Genomic DNA, 19,828 nt, shown 5'->3' with positions numbered 1-19,828 from the left:
TGAATTTTACGTGCTGCTGTTCATGCGGTACGCAGACAGTAACGGATTTTCTGCAGTTCTTATTCCCCCCTATCCTTCCAGTTTTCTCCCTCCGGACAATACTCTCCACACCCCCGGCAGGAAACGGACGAGGAATTTTGCGAGAATGTAAGAGGCAATAACTGCGATTGCCGGAAGCAGGAAATAGACGACCAGGGAGATTCCGGCGGCTGTTGTCGTGCCTGCAAGACTTCTCGTCACGACGGCTGTTCCTTTGTTTACGAACCGTACGACGATGAAGTGAATCGCATAGAGGAACATACTCTGGCGCATCCATGGACGGATCTTCGGAAGGCGCACTCCACAGGCAAACGCCCAACAGGTCATCGGCACAGCCATACGGTAAAAGCAGGTCCAGAGGACGGCCGCTTCAGGTGCCATCATCCTCCTGTAACAGAATACAGAGATCATGACTCCCGCCAGGCCTTCTGCAAAACAGCGCCTTCTCACGTGGTCCGGGATGACACCGGCTGTATTTCCATCTTTGTCCTCTGGGGCAGCTTTCTTTTCTTTCGTTCCATGATCTGCATTCCATCCGGCTGCCTCTTCCTCCATGCTTCTCTCCACCAGCCCTCGGCGATGAACCGCAAAGTATGCGGCAACCGAATAGTAAAGCAGGGCGTCCGTATTCGGATGGCGCATATCCAGGTGGAGATGCACCGCAAACACAAGTCCCACGATCCAGAAAAGACCGACCGCCCGATTCTTAACAAGTGCGTAGATCATCGGTGACACGATGATCAGGAAGATCAACTGATAAAGATACCAGAAGATTGGCGCATACGCATACTGTGAGACCGCCCGCCAGATCTCCTGCACGGAAAATGGAATGATGTCACGTCCGACCACGGATCGTATGGCGAGAAACCGGGATGCTGCCATATAACCCAGATAGTAGATGAGATTCCAGACTACATAAGGGATCAGGACGCTGAATACCCGGCTCTTCCATTTTCTTAAAAGCTTGTCCCAGGAAAAATTCCGGAAAAACAGGTAGGATGACAGCAGGAAAAAGCCCGGAACGGCGATCTGTCCCAGTCCCACCGACACGAAATTTTCGATCCGGTCCGCAAGGCTCCATACCCCATCCTGCGCCCCGCCGGAAAACAGATCCACATTATAAGAGTGGACCCAGATCACAAATATGCTGAATAGAAACATCAGCCATGATATCTGGTCATGAAATCGTTTTTCTCCGCTGCCTGTCACCATACGCACTCCCCACAGTTTTCTTTTATCTTACCATATAAAATAGGACATTTCCAGACAGACTATCAAAGAATCCAAAATCAAGTTGAACGTCCGTGAGGTTTGACAGATTCCTCATTTCCCATTAATATTTGTGATGTCGGGGCAAGAGGTCAGAAACCTGCCTCAGGCCTGCTTGCAGGAGGATTTTTAACCCTGATTCCCGCCCAAACATGTGTAAGCAGCTATTTTTCAAAGAGAAACGAGCAAATTGCGAATATTTTCAGAATACGATCCTTTTGAAAGAAGGTCCTTATATGTACATTTTTCTCCAGTCCATCCTGCGCATGACCGCATGGCCGATGACACCCCCGGTGCCTTATTCTGCCTTCCATATTCTGCTGACTCTCTTTGGGGCAGGATTTGCGTTCTCTTTTGCACGGGTTTTCGGCAAAAAAATACGGTCCATGGCATCGCCTGAACCGTATTTCCGCCATATTCTCTTTTCCTGTGGAGTACTTCTTGCACTCATGGAACTCTATAAGCAGGCATTTTTATATGTCATCGAATTTCACGGGCATTTCGACTGGTGGTATTTTCCATTCCAACTCTGCAGCATTCCCATGTACATCTGTCTTGCTGCACCGCTCCTTCACTCCGAAAAAACACTTCGCCGCGCCGCCACCTTCCTTCAGGATTTCGGGCTGCTGGGCGGAATCATGGCCCTGGCTGTGCCGCCAGGACTCATGCATCCGTACTGGACGATGACGCTCCATGGCTTCCTCTGGCATTTTACTCTGCTCTTCCTTGGACTTTTATCCTGTATGTCAGGCATCGCCGGACATGAACGGCGGGATTATATGGATATTCTTCCGTTCTTTTTCCTATGCTGTGTAATTGCCTGTGTGATCAACATCGCCGCAGGTCCCACCGCTGACGCTGACATGTTCTACATATCCCCATTCCATCCGTCCTCGCAGCCGGTTTTCCACGAAATCGCGTGTACGGCTGGTATCTTCTGGGGAAATCTGCTGTATGTCGTATCCATGATAGCAGGAGGACTTCTAATGCACAAATTTTCATCGCAGCTTTTATAATTAACAAAAGCGCTCCGCGAGGATGCGCAGTGATTCTGTATGGAATATGTCAGCTTTGCTGACCAGAATCACGCGCCAAGTCTCACGGACGTTCGACTTGAATAACCACCTGCACAACCTACCACTGGCAGCGTCTGCCTGATGTACGTCTGCGAACATAAAAGACCGATATCTCTTTCCATCACAGTGGTTTGACATATCGGCCTTTTTGATCATATCCTAATCTAAGACTTTTATTTCAGACACTTATTAACCCACTCAATAAAGTTCGTCACAGAGTCCCCAGTGCTCTCTGCCATCGTATGGCCTTCCCCCCAGATTGTCGCAAAATCCACATCTGCGCCATAATTTTTCAACGCCAACGCCAGATTTACTTCTGTTGTGAGAGAAGTGTCGCTCTGGGCGATTCCGGTGCGGATGCGCCAGTAGTCGGCAACGGTGGATTTCTGGTAACCGTCGTAATAGCTGGACAGATAGTACAGGGGATTATACATATTTCCACGCTCAGTTACAGTATTTCCCTGTGAATCGGTCTTTTCCATCGCCTCTGTGAATGCCGCGCCGTAGGTCTCGTCGTCCTTTAAGAGGGCTGCCAGTGTGGCATCAAAGTGGGATGTCGTTCCATCGCCATATCCGAATAAGGTGTTTTCTGCCTGACTCTCATCCAGGGCGTCGAACGCACCGATTCCTTTGGAGGCACGCTTGCATGCGTTCGTGAAATCCACGATGCTGGTGATCGTCGCCGTGTTGGTTGCGCTGTCATAGTTGACCCATGTACCGTCCGCATTCAGGGCATCGATGTAGTCCTGGGCAGTTTCGTAGGTACCGGAGAGTGTCACGCCGCCTGTGGAGAGATTGCGGTCTACTCCGTCCATGGCGTAGAAATCAGGAGCGCCGTTTCCTTTATCCGAAGCTGCATCTCCGTCCGCATTCTTGTCTGCCGGTGCTTTCTCTTCCGATGCTTTGCGATTTTTTTCTGTCCTTGTCTTTGTCGTATCATCTCCGGCTTTATTTTCATCCGATGTTCCCTGAGCTTGTTTTCCGTCCAGTCGTCCATCCTTCTGACCGTCTTTCTGCATATCATCAGGCATTCCGTTTCCGTCCTGCGGTGCTCCATCCGGCTTCTGACCACTATTTTCTCCCTGCGGCGCTCCGTCCGGTTTCTGGCCGTCCGGTCGTTCTCCGCCGCCCCGCGGACCTTTTTTCGTCTCCACCGTATACGGAAACGTGGTATCTTCCAGGAAATTATTCAGTGATGTCTCCACCACACCTTTCAGATACTCATAATATGTGCCAGACTGATAGATTCCCTCTTCAGACTCCGTCAATGTCAGCACATTTCCCGAAGAATCCTTGAGCCCAAGATCATTGATATACTGCGCAAATGCCTCTGCCATTCCGTTTGACAGCGTCTGTTCCTGCTCCGTAAGGTCCGTTCTTGTGCTCCCAAGATTCCACTCATACGCCTCATCCGCGTAATCGAGTTCCGTGATCGGGCACCAGCACATGGAACCGGTCACTGCATCACTGACACCGGAGACCGCGCCGATGGCTGTCAGATATGGCTCATACTCTTCGCTGTCACCGGTTGCTCCCAAAAGTGCGCTCTGGGCTCCTCCGCCACTCATGCCGAAGGAAAATACCCTGTCCACATCTCCCGGGATCACACCGTCATTATACCGGATATACCGGATCGCAGCCTTCAGATCTGTCACTCCCGCCGGTGCGCCTGCGTCGCGTCCGCGACAGCCTGCTGCCACATAGATAAATCCGGCGCTCGTGTAAGATACGGAATCTGTCACATAGTCTGTCGGCGCTTCCATTGCGGAATATCCAGGCGTATTGACCGGAATCACGATGGGCGCAGAGTCCGCCGTATATCCTTGGACAGCCGCCTGGTTATTAATCTCACAGGTGAATGTTCCGTCCCCGTTGTCCTTCGCGTTCATGTATGCCGCCGGAATAAAGATTCCAAGTGTCTCATAATTTTCATCTGCCGGATTCTCACAGTAGGAGATTCCTGTCTGCCAGTATATCTTATCATCAGAATTATACTGCCATTTCGTGGAGTCGATCTGCGGCAGCGATGTCACCGCCGTCTCCCCGGCACGCTCCGTCTCCGCCTGACTTGTCTCTGCTTCCGTCTGCGCCGCGCTGCTCCCGATTTCTGCCGCACTGTTGCTGCATCCGGAAAGTATAAGCGCCGCCGCCAAAAATAACCCGATCCGCCTTCCAACCTTCATCATAACCGTTTCTCTCCGTTTCCTTTCCATTTATAACACATCGTCACTGTCTATTTTATAGATTAGGAAACTTTTGTGAAAAGCCTGTGAAAATATTGTGTTAATTTTTAGAAGAATTGTGTCTTTTTTGCAGCAGCGGATATCATAAAAGTCTCCAATAGCCCTATCGGACCATTAGAGACTTGCCGCGTGATTCTGGTCAGCGAAGCTGACATGTTCTTGTCCGAATCACCGCGCACCCTCGCAGAGCGTTTATTCTTTCAATAATACAATGGATCAGACCATAAAAAGACCCCCAATAGCCTCATCAGCCGTCGGGGATCTCTTCGTGCAATCATACCTTAAGTTTTAGTTGGAGAATATCTATTTTATATTATAAATCTGTCTTAGTTTACATGAAACGCATCCATTCCCGGATATACCCCATTCTCTCCGAGTTCTTCCTCGATTCTGAGAAGCTGGTTATACTTCGCGACACGCTCGGATCTGGACGGGGCACCAGTCTTGATCTGGCAGGTGTTGAGAGCTACGGCGAGGTCTGCAATAGTCGTATCTGCGGTCTCACCGGAGCGATGGGAGGAGATTGCTGTGTAGCCGGCACGGTGCGCCATCTTGATCGCCTCCAATGTCTCAGATACGGAACCGATCTGATTTAACTTGATCAGGATGGAGTTTGCGCAGCCGAGCTTGATCCCTTTGGAAAGTCTCTCTGTGTTTGTTACAAAAAGGTCATCTCCGACTAGCTGCACCTTCGTTCCAAGCTCTGCGGTCAGCTTTTTCCATCCTTCCCAGTCTTCCTCATCAAGGGCATCCTCGATGGAAATAATCGGATATTTCTCAACAAGCTTTTTCCAGTGCTCGATGAGCTGCTCGGAAGTATAGACAGTTCCTGCCTTGGGGAGCTTGTACTCTCCGGTTTTTCCTGTCTTCCACTCGGAGGACGCCGCGTCCATAGCGATCCTGAAGTCACGGCCCGGCTCATATCCGGCTTTCTTTACTGCCTCGAGGATCGTCTCGATCGCTTCCTCATCAGACTTCAATGCCGGAGCAAAGCCACCCTCATCTCCAACGGAGGTTGCAAGTCCGCGTTCTTTTAAGATCGCAGCCAGTGCATGGAAGACCTCTGCACACCATCTTAAGCACTCCTTGAAGGACGGAGCACCGACCGGCATGATCATAAATTCCTGAACATCAAGACCGGAGGAAAGTGCATGGCAGCCGCCGTTGATAATGTTCATCATCGGAACCGGAAGACGGTTTCCGCCTATTCCACCTAGGAATCTGTATAACGGAATATCTAAGGAGATGGCTGCGGCACGCGCGCAGGCGATGGATACCGCAAGGATCGCGTTCGCGCCAAGCTTTGACTTGTCCTTTGTTCCGTCAGCCTTGATCATCGCGCGGTCAACTGCATAAATATCGGACGCGTCCAGGCCTGTCAGGGTCTCGTTGATAATTGTATTGATATTTTCAACAGCCTTTGTCACACCTTTTCCGCCATAACGTGCCTGATCTCCGTCTCTTAATTCCAGCGCCTCGAACTCGCCGGTAGATGCACCGCTCGGCGCGGTTCCTCTCCCGATGGTTCCGTCTGCCAGATATACTTCCGCCTCAACCGTGGGATTTCCACGGGAATCTAAGATCTCTCTTCCAATGACTTTCTCAATTTCCAGATAATTCATCATCATAAGCTCCTTTCGAGTATCAACGCCAATTACTCTCCCACCCGGATCAGGCAGGAAAAACAACGTGATCTATTGATCTGTCCACCTGCGAAATCAACCACCTGCACATGTTTAGGAAATGCCAGCCAGTATTTCGGTTAGTTTTTTCTAACCATCATGATTTTATCATAGCATCATTTTCAGTTCAAGAGGATCGTATGCCAAAACATTCAATTGAAAAAAGTTGTCGTTACCATAAATTGATCGGCAGTTCCCGGAATAAAAAAGAGTGTGTCTTTTTATGTAACAGAGAATTCCTCGGAATTTCCTGTTGCATAAAAAATGGACCATCCTGATATCCTTAGGATCGCCCATTTTTTTATATTTATTCGCATTTTTATTTCATCTGATATCAGCCCGTCACGTGCAGCAGATCAACCAGAAACAGCATCGCCAGTCCATAATAAACCACAATTGCGACAAGGTCGTTCACTGTCGTGATCAGCGGGCCGGACGCAACTGCCGGGTCTACGTTGATCTTCTTAAAGAACATCGGGATCAGTGTGCCGACCATACTGGAGATCACCATCGCTGTCACAAGCGCGATTCCGACACAGCCGGAGACAAGCAGCGCATGGTGGATCGGATATCCCTTGATCACGCAGATATAGATTCCGAGGAAAAGCCACGCCATAACTCCAAGAAACAGTCCGTTCACGAAACCGATCTTCATCTCTTTCACAACAAGCATAAGCTTCTGCTTTGCAGTCAGTTCCTCATCCATAAGCACACGGATCGTAACAGCCAGAGACTGTGTTCCGACGTTTCCTGCCATGTCGAGGATCAGGGACTGGAAGCACATGACGATCGGGATCACCGCAACGACAGCCTCAAAAGCGCCCACAACGGAAGATACTACCATGCCCAGAAATAACAGAATGACCAGCCACGGAAGTCTCTTTTTCACGCTCTCCGTCAGCTTCTCGTTCAGATCCTCCTCCGCAGTCAAACCGGCTAATTTCGCGTAATCTTCGCCCATCTCATCATCCACGGCCTCAACGATATCCTGGGATGTGATGATACCGGCGATCGTTCCGTCTTCCTGCAGTACCGGGATGGAATCCTCGGCGTAATCCTTGATCTGCTCGATACAATCCGCAACCTTTTCATGATCCTTGACATACGGATACGAGTGGCTGATCAGGTCCTCAAGGTCCGTATACTCTCTTGCGATGATCAGATCCTTCAGATCGATCGCTCCGTAAAACTTATCTTCCTCATCAATCACATAGATCGTGGAGATATTGTCGTTCTCTCCTGCCTGCTCGATCAGTTCCCGCATTGCCTGACGGATCGTCAGGTTATTGTGGATCATAATAAAGTTGGTAGTCATGCGGCTACCGATCTCATCCTCATCGTATGAGAACAGGAGTCTTACATCCTCGCTGGCTTCCTTATCCAGCATGCCGACGATCTTATGCTTCGTCGTCGCATCCATCTCTTCCAATACATCCACCGCATCGTCGGAGTCCATCTCGGAGACGATCTTTGCGGCGCTCTCGATCGGAAGCTCCTTCAGGTACGGCTCCGCGTCATCTAAGTACGCGAAGATCTCCGCAACCCGCTCCACACCGATCAGCGGATAAAGTTCCCGCCTCTCATCCGGTGTCAACTTCGTGAGGGCATCCGCGATATCGTTATCATGATAATCGGATAACCGGTCGATCAGCTCCTCTTTCGGAAGTCCGCTGCGGATGATATCGACCAGTTCTTCCACATAATGTTGTTCTTTTAAAACTTCTGTTTCCATTTCTGCCTCCTTTTCCGTTGTAACTGTCTTTTATCCGTCCAGTTACTTCTTATCATCAGGACTATGCGTATCTTCACGCCTCCTGATCGAATTGCCTGAATTTCGGCAACAAAAAGAACACCGCCCAGGATCATTCCTGGCGGGGTCCAACCATACATCGCTGTGATGGACAGGCCGTTCCCTTGCGGTGTTCTCGAGACATCTCAATATGGAATCCAGCTATCAGAGGATTACATCATCGCACCGATAGCCGCATTCTGCGCCTGTCTGTTTTTCACACCGCATTTCGTACTTCGCCCTGTACTATCGCAACTATCCATGCAATTCACCTCCGTAAAATTTCTTGGTTTTAAATATTCTCTGCGAAAAAAGGAAACTGCTGCGCACAGATATCTTTTTCCGCACACAGCAGTATAACATTTTTTTATAGGAATTGTAAAGTAAAAATCTGGCAAAATAAAGGTGGGAAATACGGTTAAAACATGTAAAATGTTCCGGCTGTCTGCTGTCCTGATCCTCAACGTCCGCGATAACAGGACTACACAGCTATCCGGGAAAAGCCCGTAATTTTTTTCTATCTCATCAACACTACCGTTGCCAGAATACACGCAAACCCGATCAGATCCGTCGGAGAAAAGCTGGAGTGCAGCCAGACGACGGACAAGGTTGCCGCGGTCAATGGTTCCAGACAGGACAGGAGTGCCGCTTTTACGGGGCCTACCAGAGCGATCCCCTGGAGGAATAACGTAAACGCACCGACAGTCCCAAGCAGGACGATCACCGCCATATAGAGCATCGCCCGTCCGTCCAGACCTGCCGGGATCCTCCAGCTCTGGGCGATCAGGGACAGAGCGATCCCGCCGATGAACATCCCCATTCCGGACACCGGAATACTTCCGCGGTGTTTTACCGGTGCTCTGGAAAGCAGGGAGTAGCTTGCCGCGCCGATTCCGGCCATGAGTCCCCAGAAGAGTCCCCTCGGTGTGAGCTCCATGTTTCCGGGCTTTCCGCCGGTGGCGAGAAGCCAGACACCAAACAGCGCCAGAATAATGCAGAATACGGTCCGTTTATCCGGTGCTGTCCTTGTGGTCAGACAGACATAGACTGCGATAAATACGATGGATAGATTCTGGATCACCGTCGCGGTTCCGGAATTCGTCCATTTGATGGCGCTGAGGTACGCGTACTGGCAGAGCGCCAGACCCGCAATGGCAAACAGAATGATCTCTATAAGCCCTTTTTTGTCTTTTCCAAGTTCTTTCAAATTCAGACTGTGCTTCGCAAACGCAAGAAACAGCAATATGATCCCCGCTGATGTCATTCTCACCGCCGTCACCCATGTCGTATCTACCGGGTACTGGGAAAACAGCGCCTCACTGCAGGTTCCTGAAAGTCCCCAGCTCGTCGCCCCCGCCGTGCAGCAGAGAATTCCAAGTTTTTCTCTCTTCTTGTCCTTTGTGTCTGTCATAACACCCTCCAGATAATCGATCGATCTTCATAATATCGTCATTGCAGCCTGCCCGTCTGGACCTGCTGCCCTGACATTTGAATTATATCGGGATCTCGAAGATGTGTACAGCAGAATTTCAATAAAAATCCGAATTTGTCTTTCTTTACATCCGGTCCAGAACCGCCGCTTCCTCCGGAATACTCGGGATCCCGCCCGACTGTGTCGTGGAGATGCTTGCCGCTGTGCAGGCGAACTGACCGATAAATCCAAGTTCTTCCGTGCTGAACTCTTCCGGCGCTTTTCCTGCCTTTAACAGTCTGGACACCGCGCTTCCTCCGAAGATATCCCCGGCTCCTGTCGTATCGATCGGTTTTACCTCCGGGCACTTTGCGTATGCAGCGCCGTTTTGGTTCGCCAGATACGCCCCCTTCGGTCCCATCGTGATCATCGCGAGGCGGATCCCGAACTCATCGAGGAGCTTCTTCGCCGCCTCTTTCTCATCCGTGATCCCCCAGAGGAACTCCACTTCCTCGTCACTGATCTTCACAACATCGGCATGTGCAAGTCCCCATAAGATCTGCTCTTTCGCCGCGTCCGTTGTCTCCCAGAGCGGAAGTCTTAAGTTTGGATCAAAAGTGATGAGCTTTCCATGCTCTTTCGCATATTCCACACACTTTTTCGTCGCCGTGCGGACCGGATCATCGGTAAGACTCAGGGTTCCGAAGTGAAACACCGATGCCTCATCGATCATGGTAAGATCGATCTCCTCAAAGCTCAGTCTCGTATCCGCTCCCGGTTTTCTTGCGAAGCTGAAGGAACGGTCACCTTCCGGCGAAAAAGTCACAAATGCCAGTGTCGTAAACACGGACGGATCTGTCAATATCCCCTTTGTCTCAATTCCGGCTTTTTCAAATGTCTTTAAGAGGAGCTTTCCAAAGGCATCATCTCCGACTTTCCCGAGAAATGCCGTCTTCATTCCGTATTTATTTAACGCTGCAAGGAAATTTCCCGGCGCTCCGCCCGGATTCGCCTTCATCGTCGGATATCCGTCCGCATCCGTCTCCTTCGCCGCAAAATCGATCAGAAGCTCACCAAGAGCGATCACATCGTACATTCCAATACCTCCCTGCACTCATGGTGCAACAGTATATAGGAATCCCCCTTTCCTGTCACGACAGCTAAAAGTGGGATTTTCTTTATATTTTTACTGTTCTTTCATACAAACGGTCGGTCTCTTTAAGTCCTGCGAATTCATGTTCACCCACCGATCCATTCTTACATCTCCATGATCCCATGTGAGCGTCACATGATCCCAGAATGCCATTTCCGGATATCTCCATTCCATCATCAGGACATCCGGAGCTGTCCAGTAAGCGATCGCTGCGATTTTTGAGACAGGCTGTTCATACTGATGATGAAGATAAGCTCCCGTCATCGTCGTCGTGCCATGGATCCAGTGGTCCAGTCCGGCATGGATCTCATGAACTCCTCTGTCATCCTCCATCCGATAAATCAGATTCTTGCCTTCTGCCGGACACAGTTCTATTTTTCTGATTCCATCCACATGATTCTCAGGAGTCCATGTCATTTTTCTCAGGATCTCCTTATGTCCCGGTACAGAACAGTTTTTTCCTTCCAATGTCATCCGCAGAGCTTTCTGCTTCAGGATGTCATCCATAGTCCCGTCTGTGATCAGCCTTCCATCATTTTCTTTTACCGGATCGATCACCTCTTTCTGGAACAATTTCATCGCCTGATACCCGCTGTCTGCAGCTGTGACGGCAAATACCATATCTAAAGCCGGAACAAGTCCGCATGTCTGCCCGAACATTCCCCGGGCTGCCCAGATGTCTCCGGCATGATCCCAGTGGAAGTTATACTGAAGTCCATCCACCGGATCCAACGGATCTGTATATCCGAGCGCATGATCGATCCATTCCTCCGAAATCAGCTGTTTTCCGTTCCACTTTCCTTTATTCAGGTAAAGCAGTCCGATTCGGAGCATGTCCCCTGTTGTGAGTGAAACTCCGTTTCCCCCCGAGCAGACACCTTCCGGGCTGAGCATCCATGGAAAGTCTGTCAGACCGATCTCCTTTCCGACTCTCTCCTGAACAAGTTCCCGGCATGTCTTTCCGGTAAGTTTTTGCACGATATAGGACAAAATGTAACTGTTTCCGCTGGAATACATGAATGTTTTCCCAGGCTCCTTATCAAACGGTATTTTAAAATACGCATCTTTCCAGCTTGTCTTTAAAGGTCTCCATTCGTTGCCGCCGACGGAGCGCTCCTGTCCGTTCCGCATGGTGATCATATTGCGGATCGTACATTTTTTTAAATACTCATTTGCTTCCGGCTCATATTCCGGAAAATACTTCAGGATCGGATTATCCAGATCCAGAAGACCATCATCATAAGCCAGAGCAACCGCCGTGTTGGTCAGTGTCTTCGTGAAGGAATGCATGATATGCGGAATCTCTGCTGCATACGGAGCATTATAAGCTTCAAATATCACGTTTCCATGTCTCGCGATCATGATCCCATGGATCTCGGAATCTGCTTTTTCACAGGCATTCAGAAAATTAACAATATATTCCGGATTCACTCCTTCTGCTGACGGCCACGAATATCTCAGTTCTGTTTTCATAGTCACTCTCTCCTTTTTAACGATCCATCTCTGTTAGAAGAATGGGAATACCTGCGGAAGGATCGCGATACATAAGATCCAGGAGATGATCAGCAGCGGCCAGCCAAATTTTGCAAAATCCTGGAATTTCAATTTTGTAAAGATCATCATGGTCTGATTTGTTCCTGATGCGATCGGTGTCAGGTAAGAGCAGCCGGCTCCGATTGCAATCGCAAGAACGATCGCCTGTGGGTTTGCTCCTAATGCATTTGCAATGGAGATACCTACCGGAGCCAGCATTCCTGCGCATGCCATGTTATTCATGAAAGAGGTCGCAATGGAAGCGCCGATACATAAAACTGCGGTGATCAGATACAGGTTTTTGGATTCGCCGATAATGTTGATGATCATATCGCCAAATACCTGTCCAAGCCCACTCTGGTTCATAACTGCGATCATTAAGTTGATGCCTGCACAGAACAGGATCATCTGTGAATCCAGAGATTCCAGTGCCTCTTTTGGTGTTACAACCGTTGTCAGAACTGCAACTGCGATCATTGCATATCCGATAAAGTTCGGATCGATCGAGATCACCTTCAGGGATTTTAATACAAGTGCTGCTACAAATACAAGGAATGTGATGCCAACGACCATCTGTTTTCTTCTCTGTCCGCTTGTAAGAGCTTTTTCTTCTGTCTCTTCGCCAAAATCATCATAAGATGCACACCAGCGGTTCATTACGATCATATAAATTCCGCCGACGATAAAGATCGGAATGCCAACCCATGCAAAATCAAGCATGCCGAACAGCTGGAGACCCGCTTCCTCTAATGCGGTGTTTGCATACACGTTCGTCGGAGTGCCGATCAATGTGATCGCGCCGCCAAGTGTCGTTGCAAAAATAACAAATAAAACCAGTTTGGAAAGGCTGATCCGGTTCTTTCTTGCAATACTCTTGAGAACCGGAAGGAATGCCAATGCTACATAACTGTTCTGAAGGACTGTAGAGATCAGTCCTGATACCAGATACACGATCGCAAAGATCATCATTTCTTTCTTTTTCCCTGTCTGGGAGCTTGTCATGTGATCCACGAAATCCCCGATGATGATGTCCAGACCGGTTGCTGCGATCATACCGGAAAACATACAGATAATGATCATCAGATGCAGGCTGGAGCTGTTAAGCACCGCATAAATATCTTTTGCCTCCATAACTTTTGCCAATAAAACAACGGGAGCCATGCAGATAAATGTCATCCAGTTCGGAAGTTTCGGGTGTGCCAGTACCGCCACAAAAATGATCAGACATACAAATGCCCATATTAATGTCGTACTCATGAAAATTTCCTCCTTCGTTGAAATTTCTTACTAAATTTCCCACAATCATTCAGTATCCTCATAGTTACGATTTTATGTCGGCCGACATCTTTCATCTGTCCTTATTGTAAAACATTCTCCCGATCTTTTCCAATGCCAAAACGAAAGAGGGGCATAGCTTTATGCTATGCCCCTTCAAAAAATCTATTCCTATTCCCTTTCCTTCATTTCCCATGTTCCAAAGCGCTGCATGATCTTCTTTTCACCTTCCCGGAGCGCACGTCTGATCAGAGCAATGCAGCATTTTTCCTCTTCCGAAAATATTTTGTTATGCAGATAAGCCACGCCGCAGGAGGAAGTCTCTTCGCCTTTGATCAGATAGACCTTTAAATTGGCTGACTGGTTCAGATAGGCCAGATGGCCGGTCGATACAATACAACATCCAAATCCATTCTCCGCTGCCTGCAAAGCAAGCGTACTGCTCGTCACGACCAGACGGGGAGCAATGCTGAGCTTTTGTTTCTCCAGGATCCGGTTGATCCCTTTTCTCACAAATGTTGTTTCATCCTGAAAAATATAATCCATCGGCGGGAGTTTTTTCATATCGATCACAGGGAACGATCCCTGTTCCCCATATTCCGCATACGTTTCGAGATCATATCGTTTCGGCACTACCAATACATAGAAATCACGGTACATCAGATCATAATCAACATTTTTTGAAAGGTCGGCCATTGGACCGATCACAAAGTCATATGCCCATTCCTTCAAGGCTTTCTCCATGTCTTTTGAGAAAATATTATATATTTCGACTCCACAGTCCGGGTATTTTTTCTCTACCTCCTTTACTACATCAAATGCGGCAAGAGAAGCAGCATTTAATGGCATTCCGATCCGGATCCGGCTCTTCTTTTCTCTTTTCAGTTCTTTCAGCTTGGAGTTCATCGTTTCTTTTAACAATTTTATTTCTTTTGCATATTCCAGATAAATTTTCCCAGCTGCTGTCAGCTCCGTTCCATTCAGCGTCCGAACAAACAGATTGACTCCCAGTTCATTTTCCAGGTTTGAAAGGTACCGGCTCAGCGATGGCTGGCTGATATACAGCATTTCCGCTGCCTGCGAAATACTTTTGCATTCTGCCACAGCGATCACATAATCAATACTTCTGTCCATATCCTTTCCCCTTTTCGCAATTTATAGCAAATAAATCCGTCTTTCCTCTTCTGCGTTTCTATTTCCATTCAGTATACCAGAAAAAAGGAATTTCTGCCAGAAGCCGGCGCCCGCATTCCAATAAAAATGTAAGTGATTTCCTGCAGGATCATAAAAAGCCGGGAATTCCCGGAAGATCCCAGCCTCACCATCGCTGAGATCGCCCAGAATACCGGCTTTTCCTCACAGGGTTATTTTACAAACTGCTTTAAGCGAATCTTTGGATGCACGCCAAACAAATACCGGAAACAGTGAGTCAATGCCACTCCACATAACACCGGCCTCATCGCCTAAATACATCTTTCCATTTATCCCTATATTCTCTCCAGGACCACATCTTCCTCCGGAATACTCGGAATCCCGCCCGACTGTGTTGTCGAAAGACTCGCCGCCGTGCAGGCAAACTTGCCGATAAAGACAAGTTCTTCCACTCCCAGCTCTTCCGGCTTCTTCCCGGTCTTTAAGAGTCTTGAAACAGCACTCCCGCCGAAGATATCCCCGGCTCCTGTCGTATCGATCGGTTTTACCTCCGGGCACTTTGCGTATGCAGCGCCGTTTTGGTTCGCTAGGTACGCCCCCTTCGGTCCCATCGTGATCATCGCGAGGCGGATCCCGAACTCATCGAGGAGCTTCTTCGCCGCCTCTTTCTCATCCGTGATCCCCCAGAGGAACTCCACTTCCTCATCACTGATCTTCACCACATCGGCATGTGCAAGTCCCCATAAGATCTGCTCCTTTGCCGCATCCGTTGTCTCCCAGAGCGGAAGTCTTAAGTTTGGATCAAACGTGATGAATTTTCCCTGTCTCTTCGCATATTCCACACATTTTTTCGTCGCCGTGCGCACCGGATCATCCGTGAGGCTTAAGGTTCCGAAATGGAAGACCGATGCCTCATCGATCATCGCAAGGTCGATCTCCTCAAAGCTCAGTCTCGTATCCGCTCCCGGTTTTCTTGCGAAACTGAAGGAGCGGTCTCCTTCCGGCGAGAAGGTCACAAACGCCAGCGTCGTAAACACCGACGGATCAGTCACGATCCCCTTTGTCTCGATCCCGGCTTTCTCAAATGTCTTTAAGAGGAGCTTTCCGAACGCATCATCTCCGACTTTCCCGAGAAATGCCGTCTTCATTCCGTATTTATTTAACGCTGCAAGGAAATTTCCCGGCGCACCGCCCGGATTCGCCTTCATAGTCGGATATCCATCCGCATCCGTCTCCTTTGCCGCAAAATCGATCAGAAGCTCACCAAGAGCGATCACATCGTACATTCCAATACCTCCCTGCACTCATCTTCCAGCTGTTTTATCTCGTCTTTTCCGTCCAGGATCTGGAATCGGATCCGGTTCTCATGTTTCTCAAATGGCTTTAAACTCTGCGTCTTTCCGGCCCGCCCGTCAAATCCGCAGTTCGTCGGCTCCAGCGCCATCGCAAAATCTCCGGCCGCCGTGCTCTTCCACTGGGTCAGGTAGGGGATCACAGATTTTTCAAAACGAATGCAGAGCCCAATCTGCAGCTCGTCATTGACAAATGCCGCAAACGTATTTCCATTACGATCCGCTGCCAGCTCATGCTGGAATACCTGCTCCGGCGCATGCTCCACCGGCTCCTCCATGACGTTCCAGGCCGCCGCGCCTGCCTTTGCGTCCGCATCTCTCGGACCGCAGAAGATCGATGGCATCACGACCCGCAGCCCCGGCACCAGAAACGGGTATCCGGCATTGCAGTGATAGAGAAAACAGAGCGGCTGGTCCTCAAAGCCCTGATTTTCGATCTCGTCCGTGAATACGATCTCCCGGCTGCCGTAAGTCGTCTCAATCGTTCGTCTGAGTACCAGGTTTTCACCAAAGATCTGTGCCTCCCGCATCTCCCCGGACACCAAAATCTTATACTCCCCGTTCTCCCAGAACGCGTCCATGGAGATCTTTTCCGCCGGGGTTGTTCTCATCCGTCCGTGAACCGGATATTCCACACCGTCCACCACCCGGTTTCCGTGGACATTTCCAAGACCGCAGGTGAACATCGCGCCGCCCATAATGGAGCGCACCGCCTCGTCTCCCGCAGTATCATAGGGATTTCTCCCCTGAAGCCCCGGTTTTGTGAGGAGACTTAAGTTGATCCCCTTATACCGGATCCAGGCCGGGTCCAGGCATTTATCGAGCATCAGCGGAAGCTCCAGCGGTCCATTATGAATCATCGCACAGCGAAGTCCCGCTGCCCGCCCATCCTGAAATTCCATCTGACGGACTCCGGCGATCTGATCCATATGACCGCAGACCGCCATCAGCGTTTTCTGATCTGTCATCTATTTTGCCTCCGGATATTCGTTGCACAGCAGACGATACGGTGCTTCATCCTCCTCGATCTCCGGGAATCTTCCCATCTTCTCATAGAAACGGTTGTCCACGTTGTCATCGTTGCACTGGCTGACCTCACCTAAGAGAACCGGGCCGCTGCCCTCTTCCACCTCGAAATCATGGTACATGTACGGGTAGATGGAAATGCTCTCGCCGGGAGTCAGGCGCACCTGGGTGCCGGCCGGAACGACCATCTCTCTGCCGTCCACATGGACATGGACATCGTTCACTTTATCAAGGTCCTCATCCTTTGTGGAATTGTATACACGAATCAGCACATTTCCGCCGCCGCGGTTGATGATGTCCTCCATCTTTGACCAGTGGAAGTGCATCGGAGAATACTGTCCTTCTTTGATATACAGGAGTTTTTCCGCGTAGGATTTTGTATATTTGTCCTTCATTTTCAGGTTTCCGTTCCGGATCGTGATCAGGGAGAACCCGACTTTATCAAAATCACCGAGACCGTAGTCTGTGATATCCCAGCCTAACATATTGTCACGGATCTCATCGTAATCATGTCCTTTTTCCTTCCACTCTTCCGGTGTGAAATTACAGAACGGCGGGATCGCAAATTGGTATTCCCTGATCATCTGTTCCATCTCTTTTAAAGCCGCGTTGATCTCACTGCGTTTCATACAAATGTCCTCCTGTCCCTTATATGCAGGAACGCCGATCCTTTCGGCCCGGCGTTCCATTGCGTTACATGTTTCAGTAACTGTCCGTCGCGCGGAAGCTACCGTTATTTTAATTCATTTTCGTGCCGGTTTCCAGTTTATTTTCCTGCCCGGCACCTTTTCTTTCATTCAGGGCCATCATTCATGCGCTGCACGAACTGTAACCATTGAAATTCTTTATCAGTTCGTAACTGTTCCGTACACAGTTACATCAGTTCTTCTTCAGAACGGATACACCAGTATCGCTTACAGCGCCGCCGAGTTCTTCGCCCTCTAACGCTCTGACTGCTGCCTTAACGCCCTCTTTACCCATGACATCCGGGTTCTGAGCCATTGTGCAAAGGAGATATCCGTCGTTGATGAGGTTCATGATCGCATCAGATTTATCGAAGCCTACGCCTACGATGTCTGTCTTTCCGGATGCCTTGATGGCATTACCGGTACCGGTTGTGGATCCCTCGTTGCAGCCGAAGATACCGACAACACCCTGTGTGATATAGTTCTCAGCGATGGTCTGGGACTTCGCTGCGTCACCTTCGCCGTACTGGGTCTCCATAAGCTCGTAACCTTTTCCTTCGAATGCGGAACGGAAGCCGGCTTCTCTCTTAACTGTGGAATCTGTTGCTGCGTTTACGTTTACGATACCGATCTTACCGGATGTGATGCCTGCTGCCTCGAGAGCCTTGATCATCTCATCGCCTGCAGTCTTACCGGCTGCCTCGTTGTCTGTGGAGAAGGTTGCCTCTGCCTCCACGTTTGCCGGAGAGTCAACATACACGATCTTCACGCCTGTGGAAGCTGCTTCCTTTAATGCGGAAGAGATCGCATCCGGGCCGTTTGCTGCTACGATGATCGCCTCATAGCCGCCTGCGACTGCGTTGTTCACACACTCGATCTGCTGAGCGTCGTCCTTTGTGTTCGGGGACATGAAGCTCACTGTCACGCCAAGTGCCTTTGCCTCTGCCTGAGCGCCCTCATTTAAGGTTACCCAGTGCTGGTCGATGGAGTCCATGGTGATCAGCGCGATCTTCCAGTCTTTTGTTGCTGTCACATCGGTTGTTCCTGCTGCATCCTCAGTGTTGCCTGCCTTGATGACAGAAACGCCTGTATCCGTTACAAGACCGCCAAATGTCTCACCCTGAAGCGCACGGACAGCTGCCTCAACACCGTCTCTACCCATGAGATCCGGGTTCTGAGCCATTGTGCAGAGAAGATATCCGTCGTTGATAAGGTTCATGATCGCGTCGGATTTATCGAAACCAACGCCGATGATACCTGTATTGCCGGATGCCTTGATTGCATTACCGGTACCGGTCGTGGACCCCTCGTTGCAGCCGAAGATGCCGACAACGCCCTGTGTGATGTAGTTCTCAGCGATGGTCTGGGACTTCGCTGCGTCACCTTCGCCGTACTGTGTCTCCATAAGTTCAAAATCGGTTCCTTCGAATGCTTTGCGGAATCCGGCTTCTCTCTTAACGGTGGAATCAGTTGCCGCATTTACGTTTACAATACCGATCTTACCGGATGTAACGCCTGCGTCCTTGAGTGCTTTTAACATCTCATTTCCTGCTGTTGTACCGGCAGCCTCGTTGTCTGTGGAGAAGGTTGCCTCTGCCTCCACGTTTGCCGGGGAATCAACGTATACGATCTTAATGCCCGCGTCCTTTGCTTCCTTCAGTGCGGAAGAGATCGCGTCCGGGCCGTTTGCCGCTACGATGATCGCCTGATAGCCGCCTGCGACTGCGTTATTTACGCACTCGATCTGCTGAGCGTCATCCTTTGTGTTCGGGGACATGAAGCTTACTGTCACGCCGAGCTCTTTCGCCTCTTCCTGAGCACCCTCGTTTAAGGTTACCCAGTGCTGGTCGATGGAGTCCATGGTGATCAGCGCGATCTTATAATCGCCGACTTCTTTGGACGGAGCACCTGTGGTGGACTCTGCCTCTGCAGACGCAGCTGCGGATTCTGCAGGTTTCTGGCTGGAACAGCCGGTGATGCTGGCTGCCGCAAGGGCTGCACAGCTTAACAGTGCGAACAATCTCTTTTTCATAAAAATCCTCCTTAAGATTTTCTTATATGTAACTCCCGTATACCATGGGAGTTAGATATCCATGTAACGATATTTCCGGACCAGCATCCTGCTTATTCTCATGCAGGACC

General features: G+C 49.7%; 15 protein-coding genes. 2 read left to right on the top strand and 13 right to left on the bottom strand.

Annotation, left to right across the window (positions count from 1 at the left end; all coding sequences use genetic code 11):
• Window positions 1-69: 69 nt before the first annotated feature.
• A complete protein-coding gene (locus ABCW45_RS10435; protein ID WP_343220801.1) occupies window positions 70-1,251 on the bottom strand; it encodes an acyltransferase family protein in 1,182 nt (393 codons plus the stop codon).
• Window positions 1,252-1,460: 209 nt separating this feature from the next.
• On the opposite strand from ABCW45_RS10435, the gene ABCW45_RS10430 reads away from it, so the two are divergent.
• A complete protein-coding gene (locus ABCW45_RS10430; protein WP_485020648.1) occupies window positions 1,461-2,324 on the top strand; it encodes a TMEM164 family acyltransferase in 864 nt (287 codons plus the stop codon).
• A gap of 233 nt (window positions 2,325-2,557) precedes the next feature.
• Here ABCW45_RS10430 and ABCW45_RS10425 read toward each other — a convergent pair whose 3' ends face one another.
• From ABCW45_RS10425 to ABCW45_RS10390, 8 genes are all read right to left on the bottom strand, one after another.
• A complete protein-coding gene (locus ABCW45_RS10425; RefSeq protein WP_117567135.1) occupies window positions 2,558-4,570 on the bottom strand; it encodes a tannase in 2,013 nt (670 codons plus the stop codon).
• 383 nt (window positions 4,571-4,953) lie between these two features.
• Complete coding sequence (gene eno / locus ABCW45_RS10420; protein WP_117552670.1) at window positions 4,954-6,249, bottom strand: phosphopyruvate hydratase; 1,296 nt, start codon at window positions 6,247-6,249, stop codon at window positions 4,954-4,956.
• 394 nt (window positions 6,250-6,643) lie between these two features.
• Window positions 6,644-8,041, bottom strand: coding sequence for a magnesium transporter (gene mgtE / locus ABCW45_RS10415; RefSeq protein WP_343220799.1), 1,398 nt, complete (start codon window positions 8,039-8,041; stop codon window positions 6,644-6,646).
• A gap of 574 nt (window positions 8,042-8,615) precedes the next feature.
• Window positions 8,616-9,509, bottom strand: coding sequence for a DMT family transporter (locus ABCW45_RS10410; protein WP_343220798.1), 894 nt, complete (start codon window positions 9,507-9,509; stop codon window positions 8,616-8,618).
• Between the two features lie 145 nt (window positions 9,510-9,654).
• Complete coding sequence (locus tag ABCW45_RS10405; RefSeq protein ID WP_015552491.1) at window positions 9,655-10,605, bottom strand: carbohydrate kinase family protein; 951 nt, start codon at window positions 10,603-10,605, stop codon at window positions 9,655-9,657.
• Between the two features lie 90 nt (window positions 10,606-10,695).
• Window positions 10,696-12,135 (bottom strand): serine hydrolase domain-containing protein, encoded by a 1,440-nt coding sequence (locus ABCW45_RS10400; protein WP_343220797.1) that lies wholly within the window; start codon window positions 12,133-12,135, stop codon window positions 10,696-10,698.
• Window positions 12,136-12,168: 33 nt separating this feature from the next.
• The gene (locus tag ABCW45_RS10395; protein ID WP_015552489.1) at window positions 12,169-13,452 is read right to left on the bottom strand and encodes an SLC13 family permease; all 1,284 of its coding nucleotides are present in this window, start codon (window positions 13,450-13,452) and stop codon (window positions 12,169-12,171) included.
• Window positions 13,453-13,641: 189 nt separating this feature from the next.
• Window positions 13,642-14,604, bottom strand: a complete 963-nt coding sequence (locus ABCW45_RS10390; protein ID WP_015552488.1) for a LysR family transcriptional regulator — start codon at window positions 14,602-14,604, stop codon at window positions 13,642-13,644.
• A gap of 132 nt (window positions 14,605-14,736) precedes the next feature.
• On the opposite strand from ABCW45_RS10390, the gene ABCW45_RS10385 reads away from it, so the two are divergent.
• A complete protein-coding gene (locus ABCW45_RS10385; protein ID WP_117470459.1) occupies window positions 14,737-14,898 on the top strand; it encodes a helix-turn-helix domain-containing protein in 162 nt (53 codons plus the stop codon).
• 59 nt (window positions 14,899-14,957) lie between these two features.
• Here ABCW45_RS10385 and ABCW45_RS10380 read toward each other — a convergent pair whose 3' ends face one another.
• From ABCW45_RS10380 to ABCW45_RS10365, 4 genes are all read right to left on the bottom strand, one after another.
• The gene (locus tag ABCW45_RS10380; protein ID WP_117470460.1) at window positions 14,958-15,908 is read right to left on the bottom strand and encodes a carbohydrate kinase family protein; all 951 of its coding nucleotides are present in this window, start codon (window positions 15,906-15,908) and stop codon (window positions 14,958-14,960) included.
• Window positions 15,896-16,942 (bottom strand): aldose 1-epimerase family protein, encoded by a 1,047-nt coding sequence (locus ABCW45_RS10375; RefSeq protein ID WP_015552484.1) that lies wholly within the window; start codon window positions 16,940-16,942, stop codon window positions 15,896-15,898. Before ABCW45_RS10375 ends, ABCW45_RS10380 begins: the two co-directional genes overlap by 13 nt.
• Complete coding sequence (locus ABCW45_RS10370; RefSeq protein WP_015552483.1) at window positions 16,943-17,629, bottom strand: D-lyxose/D-mannose family sugar isomerase; 687 nt, start codon at window positions 17,627-17,629, stop codon at window positions 16,943-16,945.
• A gap of 250 nt (window positions 17,630-17,879) precedes the next feature.
• Window positions 17,880-19,718: a substrate-binding domain-containing protein gene (locus tag ABCW45_RS10365; protein ID WP_343220796.1), complete on the bottom strand. Its 1,839-nt coding sequence runs from the start codon at window positions 19,716-19,718 to the stop codon at window positions 17,880-17,882.
• Window positions 19,719-19,828 lie beyond the last annotated feature (110 nt).

This window comes from Pilosibacter fragilis, assembly GCF_032490495.1.
GTDB classification, from domain to species: domain Bacteria; phylum Bacillota; class Clostridia; order Lachnospirales; family Lachnospiraceae; genus Pilosibacter; species Pilosibacter fragilis.
This window is presented reverse-complemented; position numbering and strand designations above follow the sequence as displayed.

Coding starts and splice junctions, on each gene's coding strand:
- ABCW45_RS10370 (WP_015552483.1), bottom strand. CDS start 17,629: ATGAAACGCAGTGAGATCAACGCGGCTTTAAAAGAGATGGAACAGATG.
- ABCW45_RS10380 (WP_117470460.1), bottom strand. CDS start 15,908: ATGTACGATGTGATCGCTCTTGGTGAGCTTCTGATCGATTTTGCGGCA.
- ABCW45_RS10405 (WP_015552491.1), bottom strand. CDS start 10,605: ATGTACGATGTGATCGCTCTTGGTGAGCTTCTGATCGATTTTGCGGCG.
- ABCW45_RS10410 (WP_343220798.1), bottom strand. CDS start 9,509: ATGACAGACACAAAGGACAAGAAGAGAGAAAAACTTGGAATTCTCTGC.
- ABCW45_RS10425 (WP_117567135.1), bottom strand. CDS start 4,570: ATGATGAAGGTTGGAAGGCGGATCGGGTTATTTTTGGCGGCGGCGCTT.
- ABCW45_RS10400 (WP_343220797.1), bottom strand. CDS start 12,135: ATGAAAACAGAACTGAGATATTCGTGGCCGTCAGCAGAAGGAGTGAAT.
- ABCW45_RS10375 (WP_015552484.1), bottom strand. CDS start 16,942: ATGACAGATCAGAAAACGCTGATGGCGGTCTGCGGTCATATGGATCAG.
- ABCW45_RS10430 (WP_485020648.1), top strand. CDS start 1,461: ATGTGTAAGCAGCTATTTTTCAAAGAGAAACGAGCAAATTGCGAATAT.
- mgtE (WP_343220799.1), bottom strand. CDS start 8,041: ATGGAAACAGAAGTTTTAAAAGAACAACATTATGTGGAAGAACTGGTC.
- ABCW45_RS10390 (WP_015552488.1), bottom strand. CDS start 14,604: ATGGACAGAAGTATTGATTATGTGATCGCTGTGGCAGAATGCAAAAGT.
- ABCW45_RS10435 (WP_343220801.1), bottom strand. CDS start 1,251: ATGGTGACAGGCAGCGGAGAAAAACGATTTCATGACCAGATATCATGG.
- ABCW45_RS10395 (WP_015552489.1), bottom strand. CDS start 13,452: ATGAGTACGACATTAATATGGGCATTTGTATGTCTGATCATTTTTGTG.
- eno (WP_117552670.1), bottom strand. CDS start 6,249: ATGAATTATCTGGAAATTGAGAAAGTCATTGGAAGAGAGATCTTAGAT.
- ABCW45_RS10365 (WP_343220796.1), bottom strand. CDS start 19,718: ATGAAAAAGAGATTGTTCGCACTGTTAAGCTGTGCAGCCCTTGCGGCA.